Source organism: Desulfovibrio intestinivivus (assembly GCF_053570665.1).
The window spans coordinates 406,102-424,458 of record NZ_JBRBQT010000001.1; the positions used below are offsets into that span (position 1 = coordinate 406,102).

At 59.4% G+C, this 18,357-nt stretch carries 12 protein-coding genes; 8 read left to right on the top strand and 4 right to left on the bottom strand.

All coding sequences use genetic code 11. From position 1 onward, the window contains the following. Positions 1–202 precede the first annotated feature (202 nt). From glgP to ACUZ9P_RS01710, 4 genes are read right to left on the bottom strand one after another with little or no spacing between them, the layout of a single operon-like run. Positions 203–4,459, bottom strand: coding sequence for an alpha-glucan family phosphorylase (gene glgP, locus ACUZ9P_RS01695; RefSeq protein WP_449248391.1), 4,257 nt, complete (start codon positions 4,457–4,459; stop codon positions 203–205). A 29-nt stretch (positions 4,460–4,488) separates the two neighbouring features. Further along, a complete protein-coding gene (locus tag ACUZ9P_RS01700; RefSeq protein WP_449248392.1) occupies positions 4,489–5,745 on the bottom strand; it encodes a glycoside hydrolase family 57 protein in 1,257 nt (418 codons plus the stop codon). Beyond that, the gene (locus tag ACUZ9P_RS01705; protein ID WP_449248393.1) at positions 5,745–7,094 is read right to left on the bottom strand and encodes a glycosyltransferase family 4 protein; all 1,350 of its coding nucleotides are present in this window, start codon (positions 7,092–7,094) and stop codon (positions 5,745–5,747) included. Before ACUZ9P_RS01705 ends, ACUZ9P_RS01700 begins: the two co-directional genes overlap by 1 nt. Before the next feature lie 10 nt (positions 7,095–7,104). Then, entirely contained in the window at positions 7,105–9,273 is a 2,169-nt protein-coding gene (locus tag ACUZ9P_RS01710) for an amylo-alpha-1,6-glucosidase (protein WP_449248394.1), read from the bottom strand. Positions 9,274–9,917: 644 nt separating this feature from the next. Here ACUZ9P_RS01710 and ACUZ9P_RS01715 point away from each other — a divergent pair. The 8 genes from ACUZ9P_RS01715 to mnmG all read left to right on the top strand — a co-directional run bounded on the left by ACUZ9P_RS01715 (position 9,918) and on the right by mnmG (position 18,352). Beyond that, positions 9,918–11,039 (top strand): branched-chain amino acid ABC transporter substrate-binding protein, encoded by a 1,122-nt coding sequence (locus ACUZ9P_RS01715; RefSeq protein ID WP_298994493.1) that lies wholly within the window; start codon positions 9,918–9,920, stop codon positions 11,037–11,039. 157 nt (positions 11,040–11,196) lie between these two features. Further along, the gene (locus tag ACUZ9P_RS01720; protein ID WP_449248395.1) at positions 11,197–12,102 is read left to right on the top strand and encodes a branched-chain amino acid ABC transporter permease; all 906 of its coding nucleotides are present in this window, start codon (positions 11,197–11,199) and stop codon (positions 12,100–12,102) included. Then, the gene (locus ACUZ9P_RS01725) at positions 12,099–13,070 is read left to right on the top strand and encodes a branched-chain amino acid ABC transporter permease (protein ID WP_449248396.1); all 972 of its coding nucleotides are present in this window, start codon (positions 12,099–12,101) and stop codon (positions 13,068–13,070) included. Before ACUZ9P_RS01720 ends, ACUZ9P_RS01725 begins: the two co-directional genes overlap by 4 nt. Beyond that, a complete protein-coding gene (locus tag ACUZ9P_RS01730) occupies positions 13,067–13,837 on the top strand; it encodes an ABC transporter ATP-binding protein (protein ID WP_449248397.1) in 771 nt (256 codons plus the stop codon). Before ACUZ9P_RS01725 ends, ACUZ9P_RS01730 begins: the two co-directional genes overlap by 4 nt. Positions 13,838–13,840: 3 nt before the next feature. Then, a complete protein-coding gene (locus ACUZ9P_RS01735; protein ID WP_298993645.1) occupies positions 13,841–14,551 on the top strand; it encodes an ABC transporter ATP-binding protein in 711 nt (236 codons plus the stop codon). A gap of 194 nt (positions 14,552–14,745) precedes the next feature. Continuing rightward, positions 14,746–15,012 (top strand): PxxKW family cysteine-rich protein, encoded by a 267-nt coding sequence (locus ACUZ9P_RS01740; protein ID WP_291445394.1) that lies wholly within the window; start codon positions 14,746–14,748, stop codon positions 15,010–15,012. A gap of 159 nt (positions 15,013–15,171) precedes the next feature. Continuing rightward, positions 15,172–16,413: a M20 family metallo-hydrolase gene (locus ACUZ9P_RS01745; protein WP_298993642.1), complete on the top strand. Its 1,242-nt coding sequence runs from the start codon at positions 15,172–15,174 to the stop codon at positions 16,411–16,413. Then, entirely contained in the window at positions 16,406–18,352 is a 1,947-nt protein-coding gene (gene mnmG / locus ACUZ9P_RS01750; RefSeq protein ID WP_449248398.1) for a tRNA uridine-5-carboxymethylaminomethyl(34) synthesis enzyme MnmG, read from the top strand. Before ACUZ9P_RS01745 ends, mnmG begins: the two co-directional genes overlap by 8 nt. Positions 18,353–18,357 lie beyond the last annotated feature (5 nt).

An 18,357-nucleotide genomic window follows, 5' to 3' on the forward strand; every position in this document is an offset into this window, starting at 1 on the left:
TCCCCAAGGTTGTGGTGCTGGCCGCGCAGGGATTCACGCGCCTAGCTGTGGGCAGAGTGCTGAATCATAAGACACCCCTTACGCCTTGGCAATGCCATCAATACAGGCGTCTCCCTCCCCCAGCAAAAAAACTGCCGCGCCCCGTATCAAACACGGAGCGCGGCAGAACTATGCTTTCATGCCGCAAAGAGCGGTAAAACGCCTAGGCCCAGAGAATATTATCCGTTTCCAGCGGCGAAGCCTGTGCCGGATGCACGGGCATGATGCGCACACCGTATCGGTAATGACCGCTGAACGTTGGAATGTAGCTTGCGGTATAGCGCATGCATTCCTTGCAGTTTTCTTCCGCTCTTGGCTCGAGGCGCAGGATTTCCGGCTTGTCGCGGAAGCTGCCGTTAATGAGCGCCTGCCCGATCACAAGCTGCACCAGTATTTCCTGCGGCTTCATTTCGCCAAGGTGCATGCGCAGTTGCACACTCACGGGTTCGCCGCAGACCATGGTGTTGTTTTCCACACCGCTGATGGTCAGTTCGTCCACCTTGACCGTGCCAAAGCGCGCGGGCAAGTCATTCTGCCAGGCGGCAAGCGCACGGCAGGCCTCCCAGTTGTTGTCGCGCAGCATGTTGCGCCTGCGCGCTGCCCGCAGATAAAACTGACGTATATAATCATTGAGCATACGGTTGCTGCTGTACATGGCCGTAAGGCTTTTGAGCGAACGCTTGGCCGTGGCAATCCATTCCAGGGGCAGGCCTTCTGCATTGCGCTCAAAATACAGGGGGACAACAGCGTTTTCCAGCAGTGAATACAGGGCCTCGGCATCGGCGTAGTCATTCTGCTCGCTGCTGGGCAGTTCTGTGGAAACCACCGGGCCAATGGTCCAGCCGTTTTGGCGGTTGTAGCCCTCGCACCACCAGCCGTCAGAAATACTCAGGTTGATGCCGCCGTTGACGGGCAGTTTCATACCGCTGGTGCCCGAGGCCTCGTGCGGCCTGCGCGGCGTATTCAGCCAGACATCGCAGCCCTGCGCCATAATGCGCGATACAGCCAGACTGTAGTTTTCCACAAAGAAGATGCGGCCCAGAAAGCGCTCGTCCCGGCACATGCGCAGCACTTCCTGAATCATGTTGATGCCCGCCTCGTCCGCTGGATGCGCCTTGCCGGAAAATACCAGCACCACAGGGCGATTGGTATTGCTGAGTATGCGGGCCAGCCTGTCCGGGTCTGCAAAAATCAGCGTGGCGCGCTTGTAGGGGGCGAATCTGCGGGCAAAACCGATGATGAGGGTATCGGGTTTGAGCATGGATTCCATGTGTTTGCGTTCATCCGATGACAGATGAAACTTCTGGATAAATTCCGGGATCCGGCGGCGCAGATCGTCAAGCAGGGCTTCCTTCTGGTGCATGCGGGCCGCCCAGAAGGCCTCGTCAGGAATCTGGTCCACCTTGTCCCATACGCCGGAACCGGGAGGCGACTGCATCCAGCCAGAACCAAGATACTGGTGCAGCAGTTCATGCATCCAGCTGCCCACGTAGGACGGCACATGAATACCGTTGGTGACGTGCCCGATGGGCGTTTCCGCCACGGGCAGGCTTTTCCAGAGGTTGTTCCACATATGGCGCGAAACAACGCCGTGCAGACGGCTCACACCATTGGCCCAGCACGAATGCCGCAAAGCCAGCACCGTCATTTCAAAGGAATTGCTGTTGCCGCCCTCTATCTGCCCAAGCTGCACAAACTGCTGCCAGGACAAACCAAGATTGGCGGCAATTCCGCTGAAATACCGTTCCATCAGTTCCAAAGAAAAAGATTCGTTGCCAGCAGGCACGGGCGTGTGCGTGGTAAACACCGTGTTGGAGCGCACCCGCACAGTTGCCTCGGCATAGTTCATGCCCATGCTCAGGCATTCCTGGAGGCGTTCCATGGCCATAAAGGCCGAATGCCCTTCATTCATATGAAAAACGCTGGGCATTATGCGCATCGTGCGCAACAGCCGCATGCCGCCCATGCCCAGCAGCATTTCCTGCAACAGGCGTACCTCGCGGTTGGCCTCGTAGAGCTTGTCGGTAATGCGGCGGTCTTCGTCCGTGTTGCGGCGGGTGTCAGTATCCATGAGGTACAGGGTTATGCGCCCCACGGCCATCTTCCACACCCTTGCAAACAGCAGACGGCCCGGCAGTTCAAGCTGCACATAGACCGGCTGGTTGTCCGCATCGTACACCATCGAAATGGGCATGAGGCCGAAGTTGTTGACGGGATACTGAGCCACCTGCCGCCCATCGGCGTCTATATCCTGCCGGAAGTAGCCATTTTTGTATAAAAGACCAACGCCCACCAGGGGGATAGCCATATCCGAGGCAGACTTGAGATGATCGCCAGAGAGGACGCCCAGCCCGCCGGAATAAATGGGGATGGATTCGCTCAGGCCGTATTCTGTGGAAAAATAGGCAATGGGGGCTTCTGGCGTAACATCCGTGCTGAGCGAGCGGATGGGTTCGGCCATGTAGGCGTCAAACTTGGCGACGACCTCACGGTAAAGATTCATGTAGTCTTCATTTTCCAGCAGATCCCGGAAGCGCTCCGGGTCGGCCTGCTCAAGCATCTTGAGCGGATTACGCCAGCTTTCCCAATGGGAGGGGCTCAGGGCCATGAACAGTGCCTTGGCCTTGTCGTGCCAGCACCACCACACATTGCGGGCAATGTCGCGCAGGCGGGAGAGCTCTTCCGGCACCTCGGCAACAGCCATTATGGGCCGCAAAAATGGCGTAGCGGAACACGATGTGGAAAGCACCCTCGCCAGAGCCGCATGCCCGCAATCACAGTTAATCCGGGTGGAGGCCTTTTTGAAGGCTATTTCAAAGGCTCTGACGTAGTTTTCAAAAAAGAACTGCCACGATGATTTTTCTGCCAGCGCGCGCGCCTCCGCGCGCCATTGGGGCAAATCATCCACTGCGCAGGTGGCAGCGCGGATCAGATGCTCGTGCAGCACTGTGGCGCTTTGCTCAAAGTTCATGCCCCGGCGGGGCATAACGCACACGCCTTTAGCCGCAGCGGCCCCCTCCTGCAACTGTGTGCGCGCCCACATGCCAAAACCTGAAAGGTCCGTGGTAATGGTGGGCACGGCCCAGGCCGCGCTTTCCTGCGGCGTATACCCCCACGGCTCGTACCAGGAGGGGAAGCAACCCACATCGCAGGCCGACATGACATCATCGTAGGGCATATTCAAAAAGCCGTCTTCCCCATTGAGCATGGCTGGCACAAAGATGACCTTGACCCTGTTTTCCGGGCTGTTGTTCAGACCCAACCGATGGCAGGCATTGAGAATCGGATCTTGCGGCGCGTTCCAGGCGAAATGTGTGCAGATAAAGGGCAGGCCGTTATCGTTGGCCTCGGGGTCGCCAGAAACCGCAGCGGCATTAACGCCCGTATGCCCGCCCATGACAAGGCACAGGGCCAGAATGGAAGCGTCCGTGCCCGCGAGGCTCTGCTCAAGTTTTGCCAGGGCATCAAGAAAGATGTCCACGCCCTTGTTGTGCATTTCATAGCGGCCGGAAATGGCAAAAATACGTGTGTTGGCGGGCAGTTCGCAACGCAGAAAGCGGTTGGATGCCTCCACTATGCGCGCCCGGTATTCAGCGGGGCGGGAACGGTCTACGGAATAATCGGGGATAACCCGCATATCCAGACCATTGGTGGTGATGACATCGGGCTGCCGCCCCAGCAGCACCGTGGATTCCTCCCCGGTGATGGGGCTGACGGTGGTGAACACGTCCGCCTCGCGCGCGCTGGCCCCCTCAAGTGACCACTTGGCCGTGATGTTCAGGGCTGCGGCCTCGTTGGCGGGGTTGATGCTGCGCAGGTTGGAATAGATATCCCGCCCGGTTCCGGCCATGGCCCGCCCGAGCATGGTGGCATGGGTGGTGAATACCGTGCCTATGCCGGGTGACATTTTTTTGAGTGAAAGCAGGCCCGCGCCGCACATCCATTCGTGGAACAGGGCAACGCTGCGTCCCTCAAGGGGTTCGACCCGGCTTTCATGAATGGCCGCGATAACCGCACTGCAAGCCGTGGCGAACATGACGGGTTCAATATAGTCCCACCCGCCGGAAAGCGAATCCACACCGTAATTTTTCCACAGATCGTACAAAAGCTGGTTGCTGGAATAACGCTTGGCAAAATCCACCAGAATGGCCTTGGGGCGACCGGGAATATTCCAGCGGCCCATGCGGCATTTGAGATCCTTTGTGGCAAATGCCAGGCGTAGCGAATCCCAGATATTCTCGTCCGTTTCTTCAAAACCCACATTTTCCGCCAGGGACGGGCCAAGGAGAAAATAGTCCTCGCCAAACTGCTCCACAGCCTGCAGTGCCTTGCTGCTGACCACAGAGTAAATGCCCCCCACCTTGTTGCAGACTTCCCAACTGACCTCAAACAACGTGACGGTGCTGTTATCTAAATTCATGATTTCTCCTTATGGAAAGGCCGATTGGCTTAAACAGACGCATCCGTGCCGGAACGGACATTGCTTTTGCGTGCTCTGCGGGGCTTGTGCTCTTTACCTGCCAGTTCTGCGGCTTCAAGGCGCAGCTCAAAATCTGCCAGCACGTTCATATAGGTGATGTAGGCGTCATAGGGACTGTCAAAGGGGCTGGGCCTGTCCTGCCTCGGGCCGGAAAACCACTTGGTGGACATGTGCCGGAAATGGTCGGCGGTTTGCAGGCGCTCGTAGTCGTGCAACAGCATCTTGTCGCCGCTGGCGCTCACCCGGGCGGCCAGGCTGTAAAGCGTATGGATGGCGTCTTTCTGCATGTCGTTGCCAAGCCACGAGGTCAGGTCGTGGCCGCTTTCTTCCCATGATACGAACTGGGGCACGTCCACCTCTCCGGCTGGGGCGCGCTTTCCGGCAATGGAGCCAGGCGTGGCAAACCTGAAGCGGTTGTCGCGCAGCAGGGCCTCGGGCAGGGCCGACATAAAATCGAAGATGCCCGAATCCTGCCCATGGCGCAGGCCGAATATATGAAAATCATTGTAAATATTGATCACATCCGCTTTGTCGCCCAAGCTGTGGCACCACGAGGCAAACTTGTCTGCAGTAAGCGGCCAGTCGCTCCAGCCCCTGTCGCCAAAGCGCAGCCCCATGTCGTCAGAAAGGGCCGTATTGCGCAGCAAAAGATTCATCTTGGGGGCGGAAACCGGGCGGTACACCCAATTGGGGCTGCGCCAGCCAAGCACCTGATCCGCACCCTCGGCCAGTGCGGTTTTAAAACCATGCTGCTGCAAGGCGGCGGCAAGGTCATTGTTGAACACGCATTCCGTATGCATGAAGGTGGTGGGCTTTTTGCCAAACAGTTTTTTGATGCGCGCGCTCTGCGCCTTGACCTGCCTGTCAAATTCCTCGCGTGAATACAAAAAGGCCAGCGAATGCGTCGAAGTTTCGGCGACAAATTCCACGCAGCCCGTAGCCGCGAGGGCGCACAGGCTTTCTGTCACTTCAGGGGCGTACTGCTCAAAAAGATCCAGGGCGGTGCCCGAAACGCACAACGCCACCGCAAATGCGCCTTCATGGCGGCGCACAAGCCTGAGCAGCATTTCTGCGGCTGGCAAATAGCACAGGCGCGCCGCGCGCAACATGGTTTCGCAGTTGCGGTCATCGTCCTCGTAAACGGAGCTCTGCCCCATATCGAAAACCGTGTAGCGGCGGAACTGGTACGGCTCATGTATATTGAAACACAGACATAGCGCAGGCATCAGTGACCTCCAAGGACATCCCGGTAAATGGTCAGCAATTGGTCAGCGGCATTTTCCCATCGGATGGATTTCATTTCTTCGCGACAGTTTTTCACCAACTCTGCGGCAAGGCAGGGATAACGCAGCACGGCGCAGATTTTGTCGGCCATGTCGCGTGTATCCCAGAAGTCGGCCTTGAGGGCGTGTTCCAGCACTTCTGAAACACCCGATTGGCGCGAGAGCAGCACAGGCACATCGTAAAGCATGGCCTCCAGCGGCGTTATGCCGAAAGGCTCGGAAACTGAAGGCATGACGTAAAGATCGCTGAGGGCGAACATGCGGTCCACATCCTCGCCGCGCAAAAATCCGGCAAAATGGAAACGCCGCCCCATGCGCAACTGCCCTGCCCTGCGGATCAACGCTGGCAGCATGTCGCCGCTGCCAGCCATGAAAAAGCGGACATTGGGGATTTTTTGCAGCACAAGACGGGCCGCTTCCATGAAGTATTCCGGCCCTTTCTGGAATGTCACGCGGCCGAGGAACAACACGCGCTTTTCATGCCGTATACGTTGCGGCACAAGATAGCAGCGCCCGGCCTCATGCCGCGCAACTGCATTGTGCACTACCACCACCTTTTCGGGCGCTACGCCGTAGCGTTCAATGACTGTCTTGCGGGTCAGGCGGCTTACTGCCACCACCACATCGGCGGCATTCAGCCCGGCGCGTTCTATGCCCGCCACCTGCTCGTTGATGTTCAGGCCGCTGCGGTCGTATTCCGTGGCGTGAATATGCGCCACCAACGGCTTGCCGGTCAGCGCCCTGGCCATCATGCCCGCAGGATAGGTCATCCAGTCGTGCACGTGGATGACGTCAAACTGTTCATGCACGGCAATGGCCCCGGCAAGACGGCTGTAACGCTGCACCTCGGCCATGAGGTCAGGCCCGTAACCGCCGTGCAGCTCAAATGTGATTTCGCCTTTGCAGGCAGCATGGCCCGCATGCGGCGCAAAAGCGCGCGTACTCGCTGCATTGCCTGGCTCATGTCGCAAATTTTCCAGCGCTTCGGCATAGCCTTGCGGCGTGAGGTAGGGAACAAGCGGGCTTTCCACCGGCAGGCAGCGGATGCTGCTGGCCCAGAGTTCATGCCCGGCCTGCGTCATGCTTTCCGCAAGCTGGGGCGCAACCGGAGTGCCCGAAGCCCCCCGCAGACGCAAAAAACTGTTCTTCCCGCTGCCGCCTTCTACCCGCGGCAGAACAAAAATGATCTCCGCCCCTTTTTTTGCCAGAGCCTGCGTCATGCCAAAGCATGCCGTTCCCAGGCCTCCACTGATGTGGGGCGGAAATTCCCAGCCAAACATAAGCACTCGCATGGCTAAACCCTTATTCTTCACTGCCGGGCGCGGACACGCCCAGAGTCATGGTTGCCCTGCATACGCCGGTTTTGTCGCCGGATGCGGGATGGGCCAGACAATGCGCCACCCTTTGCTCCCATTGGGTGTAAACATCCGGCGCGGCCTTTTGCAGTTTTTTGAGCATGCGCAGGCACTCGGCCACGCTCCAGGCCTGGGCGGTGCAGCCGCCGGGATTGTAAGGCGGGGAGCCGTCAAAAACTTCTGAAATGCTGCCAAGCCCGGCTTCGCAGAGATGCTGGCAAAACAGGGGCGTAACCATATCAAGCAAACCCTGAACAGCACCGTCCATATCCCAGGCAGTGTGCAGCAGCGCATCTGCGTAATGGCCCAGCAGCCAGGGCCAGACCGTGCCCTGATGGTAGGCGGCATCGCGGCTCTCGCCATTGCCTTCGTACCTGCCTTTGTATGCGGCGGCGTCAGGGGCAAGGGTGCGCAGGCCAAAAGGCGTGAGCAGCCTGTTGCGCACGCATTCCACAACCTGCGGCTGAAAATCGTCCGCAAGCACGGCATGCGGCAGGGACACGGCAAATATCTGATTGGGACGCACGCTTCGGTCGAGCTGTCCGTTGCGCCACACGTCACCCAGATAGCCGCCCTCCTCGGTTGTCCAGAAGCGGCGCAGAAACGCATCGCGCATGGCGGCACGCTGGCGCTCGCCCGTGAGCAGCGGCTCCTGAAATGCGGCGGCAAGGCTGTCGGCAAAGGCAAGCGTGTTATACCAGAGGGCGTTGATTTCCACGGGGCAACCGTGCCGGGGAGTGACCGGGCAGCCGTTCACCTGGGCATCCATCCAGGTGAGCTGGGTGTGGGCATCGCCCGCATGCAGCAGGCCCTCGGCACCCACAAAGATGCCCATGCCCGGCCCATTGCGGTAGCCCTTGATGATGGCTTTCAGGGCATCCCAGGCATGTTGCCGCGCCCAGGCCAGACCATCGGGGACAGTGGCAAGCGCCTGTTGCAGGGCAAAGGCATACCACAGGGATGCGTCTACTGTATTGTAGGCATGCTCGCCCGACTCCGAAAACATGTTGGGCACAAGGCCATTGCGGATATGCCGCCCCACCTCGGCCAGAACGCGCAGACCAAATTCTTCGCGTCCGGCGTAAAAGGCCAGCCCCGGCAGGCTGATGAGCGTGTCGCGCCCCCAGTCGTCAAACCAGGGATACCCGGCAATCACGGTGGATCTGCCAGAAGGCGTCGTGATGCAGAACTGGCCGCCAGCCTGCGCCAGTTGCCCGGCAAGGCCGCCGCCTGCAAGGTGGGCATCTGTGCGGGCGCGGCTTTCCGTCTCCCATAGGGCGCGCAGGTTTTCTCCGCAGGCTTCCGTGCCCGCCGCCACATACACGTAACCACCCTGCGGCAGCGGCGGCAAAGCTATTTCAAGCGTGCCGGGCATGAAGAGGTCTTCACTGTCGTCAAAACCACGCTCACGCTCTTCAAAATATTCCACATTGCGGCACCAGTCCGGCTCGGCCACAAAACTGGCGGCGGCATGCGGCCCGCATTTTTCGCTGGTCGCCGCGCCCTCGGCATTCACAGCCCTCGAGCAAGCCTTACCGGAATCCCCGGCGGCCTGAATATACAGGGGCGGCAAACTTTCATAGGGACGAACGGCAAAACCGCCTGGCACGGCAACGGTATCAGCCCGTAGAGCCGGATTAACCCGCGTGAGCGCGTGAATATTCCGGTAGGCCAGCAAGGGCTTGAGGCGCAGAGTAAGCGGGGGGATATCCTCCGGCCCGCGCAGTTCATAGCGCACCAAGAGCAGGCTTTTATCCCGCGCGAGCAGCACCTCGCGGCTCAGACTGACTTCGCCCACCCGATAGGTGCTCTGCGGCCACTGATCGAGCTGAAAGGCTTCAAGATACTCGTGCCCGTTGGGATAGAGCGTGCCGGGATGCTGGCGGGTGGAAAAAAAGAATTCCCTGTCGCCGCCGCACACCGATTCCTCAAGGGCGGAGAGCAGCACATGCCGACCATGCGGCGTGTTGACGATAAGCAGGCCGTGATATTTGCGCGTGTTGCAGCACAAAATGCTGCTGCCGGAGCAGTCGCCCCTTTCGTTGGCGAGCAGCCACTCCCGGTGCAGCGCCCTGCGTGTGTTCTGGCAAGCTGCCTTGTCAAAGCTGAACCGCATACGGCCTCCTTGGCGCCCATTATGGAGCGCGATGGCGAATGCTGCGGGAAGACGAAGGGCGCAATCGCCGCCTGACCGCCAGACAATGCTGAGCGGCCCAAGTTGCGGCAATGCTTGCGGGAAGGTACGGCGGAAAGGGCGCAGAGAGAAACTGAAACAGCCGAACCTCTGACAGCGAGAACCGCAACAGAAAAACATTTAAGAAAATAAAGGTCTTCTCTGTTTTTACAGCTTTACCTTATCCCATTATTTTTTGGCTGTCGAGCGCGTGCCACTTTTGTTTTCAGACTTATCGACTTAACGATGTGCTAAATACGACATATTTGTTAGTGGGCTAATAATACATGAAGAATTTGACCAATCTGAAATATTCGTGTGAGCGTCGTGTTACAATCGTCCAATTTACCATGGCGGCCTGAGTAGGCTCACACTGCTTTGCTGTATAAACCAGCCGCAAGTACTCATAGCTGATTACAACTGCCGCGCAAGGCCGTATGGTTATAACGCAGCCCTATTGCCCTTGCCGGGTTGCGTCTGTGTGCGGCAATGCGCGGCCCGGCGATACTGGGGGCTTTTTCTTTCTTCATTTTTAGGGTAAGCTTGTTCGTTGCTCACAATATTTGCATACCTGACGGGGGTAGTTCATGAAAGCACTTGGTCGTTGGCTTGGGGCTCTGGCCCTTACCCTGCTTGTGCCTGTTGCGGCGCTGGCTGGTGACATCAAGGTTGGCCTTATGTGCCCGCTTACGGGCAAATGGGCTTCCGAAGGCCTGGATATGAAGAACATCGTTACCCTGCTGGTTGACGATGTGAATGCCAAGGGCGGCATCAAGGGCCGCAAGGTTCAGCTGGTAGTCGAAGACGACGCGGGCGACCCGCGCACTGCCGCTCTGGCCGCGCAGAAACTTGCTTCCGCTGGTGTTGTGGCCGTTATCGGCACCTACGGCTCCGCCGTGACCGAGGCCAGCCAGAGCATTCTGGACGAGGCTGAACTGGTGCAGATCGGCACTGGCTCCACCAGCGTGCGCCTTACGGAAAAGGGCTTGAAGCTTTTTTTCCGCACCTGCCCGCGTGACGACGCGCAGGGCAAATCCGCCGCCGAAGCCATCAAGAAGGGCGGCTACAAGGCCGTGGCCCTGCTGCACGACAATTCTTCGTATGCCAAGGGCCTGGCGGAAGAAACCAAGGCAGTGCTTGAAAAAGACGGTATGAAAGTAGTGTTTTACGATGCTCTTACCCCCGGAGAGCGCGACTACACCGCCATTCTGACCAAGCTTAAGGCTGCCAATCCCGACCTCGTGTTCTTTACCGGTTACTACCCGGAAACCGGCATGCTGTTGCGGCAGAAAAGAGAAATGGGCTGGAACGTTCCCATGATGGGCGGCGATGCCGCCAACCATCAGGATCTGGTCAAGATCGCCGGTAACGAAGCCGCCACGGGCTATTTCTTCATCAGCCCGCCGCTGCCGCAGGATATGGACACGCCTGAAGCCAAGGACTTCCTCAAGGCCTTCAAGGCCAAGTACAACACCGTGCCTGTTTCCGTGTGGGCCGTGCTGGCTGGCGATGCTTTCAAGGTTATTGATGGCGCGCTTGAAGCCGGCAAGGACACTCCCAAGGAAATGGCCGCATGGCTCAAGGAACTCAAGGGTATGCCCGGACTTTCCGGCAATCTTGGTTTTGATGCCAAGGGCGACCGCGTGGGCGAGTTCTACCGCACCTACAAGGTTGACGCCACGGGCAACTTCGTTTTGCAGCCCAAGTAGTGCGGCGCGGTCAAAAGCCGCACCCATGTTGCACAGATACACGCCCGGGGCATAAACGCTCCGGCGAAAAGCGCAATCCCCTTGAGGACGCGTTCATTACGGCGGGCGACCGGTATCCCGGTCGCCCGCCAAATGCCGAGTACCAACGCCGAACATTATGGAACAATTTCTCCAACAGCTTTTGAACGGCCTGGCCGTGGGCGGCATCTACGCGCTTGTGGCGCTGGGCTATACCATGGTGTACGGCGTGCTCAAGCTCATCAACTTTGCCCACGGCGACCTGTTTACCATTGGTGCCTATCTGGGGCTTACCCTGCTTGTCAGCTGCAATATGGCAGGCGCGCTCAATCCGTTTTTGGCGGTAGCCGCCGTTTTTGTCATGGTGGCCGTGCTGGTGGCGGTTATTGGCTTTTTGCTTGAGCGTACGGCATACCGCCCCCTGCGCAATGCCAACCGCCTCTCCGCCGTGGTTTCCGCCCTTGGCGCTTCCATATTTTTCCAGAATGCGGTCATGCTGATCTACGGCGCGCGCTTCTACGTGTACCCCGACTATCTGCGCCCCGACTTTACGGTGAGGATGCTCGGTCTTGAAGTGCCCGGCGTGCGCCTGCTGGTTATCGCGGCCAGCGTTGTGCTGATGCTCGGCCTCTGGGCCTTTATCCAGCGCACCCGCACAGGCGCGGCCATTCGAGCTGTGGCCATCGACCCCGGCGCAGCGCAGCTTATGGGCATCAATGTTGACCGCATCATCTCGCTGGTCTTTCTTATCGGCCCCGGCCTTGGCGGCGCGGCGGGCCTGATGGTGGGCATCTATTACGGACAGATCGACTTTACCATGGGCTGGTCGTACGGCCTCAAGGCCTTTACAGCAGCCATCCTGGGTGGCATCGGCAACATCCCCGGCGCCATGCTGGGCGGGCTTTTGCTCGGCGTTATCGAAGCCCTGGCCGCAGGCTACATAGCCATTGCCTGGAAGGACGCCATCGCCTTTCTGGTGCTTATTCTCATTCTGATTATCCGGCCCACTGGTATTCTGGGCGAGCGCACGGCGGACAAACTATGAAAAAGATTCCGTGCAATTTCGCCGTTTATGCGGCTGCGGGCCTCTTTTTGTGCGCGTTGCCGCTCTTTTGCAATGCCTACTGGCTTGACGTGTGCGTGAGCATTGGCCTCTACGCCCTGCTGGCCCTTTCGCTCAACGTCATTCTGGGGCAGGCGGGCATATTCCATATGGGCCACGCCGCCTTTTTTGCCGTGGGCGCTTACACCACCGCCATTCTCAACACAGTTTGCCACTGGCCCGTGCTGTGGGTCATGCCGCTCTCCGGCGCGGCAGCGGCCATATTCGCCCTCATTGTGGCCCGACCCATCATTCACCTGCGCGGCGACTATCTGCTGATCGTCACCATCGGCATTGTGGAAATTGTGCGCATTGCGCTTATCAACGATGTTTTCGGCCTCACGGGCGGCGCCAACGGCATTTTCGGCATCAGTCGGCCCATGTTTTTTGGCTTCAAGATCGTCAAGAGCATGCAGTTCTATTTTCTGGTCTGGGGCATGGTGGGCGTGAGCCTGCTGCTGTTCTACGGCCTGTGGCATTCCCGCTTTGGCCGCGCGCTGAACTTCATCAAGGAAGACGACGTGGCCGCAGAAGGCTGCGGGGTCAACGTCACCCATTACAAGCTCGCGGCCTTTGTGCTGGGCGCGTTCTGGGCGGGCATGGCTGGTACGCTCTATGCCGCAAAAATGACGACCATTGCGCCGGAATCGTTCAACTTCATGGAATCCGTGATCATCTTTGCGGTGGTCATACTTTCCGGCGGCAGCCAGCTTGGCGTGCTTATCAGCGCTTTTCTGTTCATCGGCCTGCCCGAAGTGCTGCGCGAATTTTCCAATGCGCGCATGCTTATCTTCGGCCTTGCCATGATGGTCATGATGGTCTGGCGGCCCCAGGGACTGCTGCCCCCGAGACAGCGGCGCTACAAGGTGGATGCGCCGCCTGCGGCTGCCAGTGACGGGAGGCCCGCATGACCCTGCTGCGCCTTGAAGAAATGAGCAAGATGTTCGGCGGCCTGATTGCCCTGAACGATCTTACCTTTGACGTGGACGCTGGCAGCATTGTGGGGCTTATCGGCCCCAACGGCGCAGGCAAGACCACTGTATTCAACTGCATAACCGGCAACTATACGCCGGAATCGGGCCGCATCTTTTTTGACGGCAAATCCATTGCCGGACTGCGCCCGCACAAGGTGGTGGAACTGGGCATCGCCCGCACGTTCCAGACCATCCGCCTCTTCGGCCGCCTTTCTGTGCTGGAGAACGTGCTTGCCGGGCGGCACTGCCGCATGAAATCCGGCCTGGTATCGTGCATGCTGCACACTCCGGGCCAGCGTGAGGAAGAAAGAGCCGCCGTTGCCCGCTGCATGGAAGAGCTGGAATTTGTGGGTCTTGCCGATCGCTACACCGAGGCCGCAGGCGGCCTTTCTTACGGCAACCAGCGGTTGCTTGAGGTAGCCCGCGCTCTGGCCTCCGACCCTCGCCTCGTGATTCTGGACGAGCCCGCAGGCGGCATGAACGATCAGGAAACCGCCGCTCTGGTGCATACCATCCGGGCCATCCGGGACAGGGGCATTACCGTGCTGCTTATTGAGCACGACATGCGCCTGGTGATGAAAATTTGCGAAAAACTGGTGGTGCTGGAACACGGCACCATGATTGCCCAGGGCAAGCCCGAAGACGTGCGGCAGGATCCCGCCGTCATTGAGGCCTATCTGGGCGCAGACGACGAAAAGTGGTAAGCCATGTCCCTGTTGCAATTGTCTAATGTGCGCGTGCGCTACGGCAGTGTTGAAGTGCTGCACGGCATCGACCTGAAGGTGGACGAAGGCGAAATCGTCACCATTCTCGGGGCCAACGGTGCGGGCAAAAGCACCACCTTGCTGTCCATCAGCGGGCTGGTGCGCCCCTTTGAAGGCGAAATTCTCTTTGAAGGGCAAAACCTGCTGCGCCTGCCGAGCCACAAGGTCGTGGGGCTTGGCATTGCCCAGTCGCCCGAAGGGCGGCGCGTTTTCGGCATCATGAACGTTCTGGAAAATCTGCGCCTCGGGGCATTCTGCATTGAGGACAAAGCCCGCCGCGAGCGCACGCTGGAATGGATTTTTGATCTTTTTCCGCGTTTGCACGAACGCAAGGATCAGCTCGCGGGCACGCTCTCCGGCGGCGAGCAGCAAATGCTCGCCATAGGCCGCGCCCTCATGGCCGAGCCACGCCTCCTGCTGCTGGATGAACCCTCCCTGGGCCTTGCCCCGCTGCTGGTGCGCTCCATCTTTGAAACCGTGCGGGCCATCAACAAGAAAGGCGTGACGGTGCTGCTGGTGGAACAAAACGCCCGTGCGGCGCTGAAGCTGGCCACGCGCGGTTATGTGCTTGAAGTGGGTAGCGTGGTCATGGAAGACCGAGCCGAAAACCTTCTTGCCAATGCCAGCGTGCGCGAGGCATATCTGGGCGGTTAGGCCAGACGGAGCGGCTGTTTTTTTTACAACAGCCCGCAATAGTACGAGGTTTGCGCGCCGCAACCCGGCTGAAAAATTTTTTACTTCTTTTACTTGACAGAAAATTGCTTTCAACTATATTTTTCCATTCCAACGCGGCGGCCATTCCGCCGTTATTTTAGCAATACGGCGCTGCTGCGCATGGAGGTTTTGCTATGACCCCTCTGGAAAAAGCCACCAAAACCGCTGAAGGCGTGGTGGTCAACGGTTTTGTTCTTTCCCCGGTGGTTGAACAGTGTTCTGGCTGCGACCGCTTGCGCGAATTTGAAGGCGAACAGTTCTGCTCCAGCTACCCTGTCCCTGCCAAAAAGTGGTCTGCTGGACGCTGCAACTTTGCCACGCACGTGAAGGCCTCTGTTGCCGCTGCCGCCAAGGTCAACCCTTTGAAGGCGTCCAAGCGCGCCGCCAAGGGTGGCCGCTAGGCCAACCAGGCTTACATCGGTTCCGACATGCCGCTGGCGGTCAGTTTGCGATTTTATCGCAACAGGCCGATTCAACAACGGTCATGCCGGGGCTGAAGACTTTTTCAAGGGGCTGCGCGAGCAGCCTCTTGCGCGTTGTAACGCCATACGGGAAACCCCATGTTCAAGACACTCGACACCTTGTTGCGCGGGCTGGCCGGGCGAGAAGACCGCGTTGCGGAGCTTCAGGCCGTTCTTACGGCATGCCAGGCTCTTGGCCCGGACAACGGCGGCCAGGGCGAAATGGAAAAGGTGCGCTGCATCACCAACTGGCTCAAGGCCTGCGGCGTAACCGCCCTTTCACGCGTTGACGCGCCGGACCCGCGCGTTACCGATGGTCAGCGTCCCAACCTTGTGGCCCGCATCCCCGGCAAAAGCAGCCGCACCCTCTGGCTTTTCGGGCATACGGACGTAGTGCCTCCGGGCGACCTCACCGCCTGGACCAGCAATCCCTGGCAGGTGCGCCGCGATGGCGATTTTCTGTACGGGCGCGGCGTGGAAGACAATCAGCAGGCCATAGTCAGTATGCTGCTGCTGGCGGAAGAAGTGCTCTCCCAAGGCATTACCCCCGAGCTTTCGCTTGGTCTTGTTTTCATGGCTGATGAAGAAACCGGCAGTCTTTATGGCCTGGAGCATCTGCTCAATACTGCCCCGCACTTTTTTAATCCCGATGATCTTTACATCGTACCGGACGCAGGTTCGTCCAAGGGCGATGTCATCGAAATCGCAGAAAAAAGCCAACTCTGGCTCAAGGTGCAGACCACGGGCATCCAGTGCCACGGCTCCACGCCGCAAAAGGGCCGCAACGCCTTTCTGGCGGGGGCGGACATGGCCCTCTCGTGCCACAATGCCCTGCGCTCCGCCTTTGCCGATGCCAATCCCCTGTTTGACCCGCCCTACTCCACCTTTGTGCCGGGCAAGCACGAAGCCAATGTGCCGAACATCAACACCGTTCCCGGCAATGATGTTTTTTACATTGACTGCCGCCTTCTGCCCCATGTGGATATGGACAACGTGCTTGCAAAAATGCGCGAAGTAGCCGCCGAAGTGGCGGAAAAGCACACAGTGCAGATACAGGTGAGCGTGGTGCAGCGGCAGGCCGCCACGGCCATACCGCAAACCGGCACCGTTGTTACAGCGCTCAAGGCCGCCATCGCCCGCATTTACGGCGTTCAGGCGCAGGCCGTGGGCATAGGCGGGGCAACCGTTGCTGCATTTTTGCGGCAAAAGGGCCTTCCCGCCGCCGTGTGGGGCTGCCTTGAAAACACCTGCCACCAACCGGACGAACGCTCATCCATCACCGCTACCATCAAGGATTCGCAGGTGTTTGCCCATATCCTCATGAACGCAGCCCATGTCTGATTCCATATTTGACTGCATTGTCGCGGGCGGCGGCCACGCTGGCAGCGAAGCCGCCGTGGCCCTCGCCCGCATGGGGCACAGAGTGCTGCTCATCAGCGGCAACCTTGACCGCCTGGGCTACCTTTCGTGCAACCCCGCCATCGGCGGCTTGGCCAAGGGCCACATGGTGCGCGAAATTGACGCCCTTGGCGGCATGATGGGCCTGTGGGCCGATGCTGCGGGCATACAGTTTCGCGTGCTGAACATGAGCAAGGGGCCTGCGGTGCGGGCCACACGCGCCCAGATTGACCGCGAGGCCTATCAGCGCGTGCTCAAAAAAACGCTCTACAACACGCCCGGCCTGCGCATCTGGCAGGATTCCGTGGTGGACGTGACCACCGATGACGGCCGCGTCACTGGCGTACGCACAGCCCAGGGGCTGACCTTTGCAGCGCGCCATGTGCTGCTGACAACGGGCACCTTTCTGGACGGGCGCATCCACATGGGCCTTACCAATCTGCCCGGCGGCCGCCTGGGCGATGCTCCGGCGCTGGGCCTTTCAGACAGCCTGCGCAGCCTCGGCCTGACCCTTGGCCGCCTGAAAACCGGCACCACGCCGCGCATCCTCAAAGCATCCATCGACTATTCGCAGCTCGAGGAACAGCCGGGCGACACGCCGCCTCAGGGCTTCAGCTTTCACGGCCCCGGCCCGGAGCTGGAACAGGTTTCGTGCCATGTGACGTGGACAAATGAACGCGCGCACGAAATCATCCGCAGCGGTTTTGACCGCTCGCCCATGTTCACGGGCGTCATCAAGGGCACCGGGGCGCGCTACTGCCCTTCCATTGAAGACAAGGTGGCCCGTTTTCCCCACCGGGAGCGGCACCAGATATTTCTGGAGCCAGAGGGACTCAACAGCGCAGAGGTGTACGCCAACGGCATTCCCACCAGCCTGCCCCTCGATGTGCAGCTCGATATGGTTCATGCCCTCAAAGGGCTGGAAAACGCCGTGGTGCTGCGTCCCGGTTACGCCATTGAATATGACTACGCCAACCCCATCCAGTTACGCTCCACCCTTGAAACCAAGGCCGTGCCGGGATTGTGGCTCGCGGGGCAGATCAACGGCACGTCCGGCTACGAGGAAGCCGCAGCGCAGGGCCTGTGGGCCGCGCTGAACATCTCGTGCGCCATGCGCGGTCTTGCCCCTTTTACGCCGGGGCGCGATCAAGCCTATATGGCTGTGCTTGTTGATGATCTTGTAACACTCGGCACTCAGGAACCCTACCGTATGTTCACCTCGCGCGCGGAGCACAGGCTGCTGCTGCGCGAAGACAATGCCGATACGCGGCTGACCCGGATTGGCCGTGAACTTGGGCTTGTGAGCGACGAACAGTGGCGCGTGTTTTGCATAAAACAGGAGGCCGCCGAACGTTTCAGGGAATATCTGGGCAAAAAACGCATACCCGGCCACAAGTTGCCCGAGGATGCGCCCGTGGCCCAGTTGCCTGTGGGCAAGACTCTGGCAGAAGCCCTGAAACGCCCGGATGTTGACCTGGGCTCGCTTGAAGCCATGCTGACCGCGACCCGGCACGAAGCTCTGGCCGAGACCGGGGCTGATCTGGCTGCTGCCAGAGCTGCCGCCGGAACCGGCGCCTGTGAAAGCGTGCAGACAGAAATCAAGTATGAGGGCTATTTGGCACGGCAGCGCGAGCTTATCGCCCGCTCGGCCAAGCTTGAAGCTACGGCCTTGCCCCCGCAACTCGATTATGCCAAAGTAGCTGGGTTATCCCATGAAGTGGTAGAAAAACTGGACAGGGTGCGCCCTTGCAGCCTTGGGCAGGCTGGACGAATATCCGGCGTAACCCCTGCGGCGGTTGCATGCCTGGAGGTTCACCTCCACAAACTTGGATTGCTGCGCCCTGAAAAATACCCCAATGGCGCTGCTGCATCCCCGCAGTGAGGGAT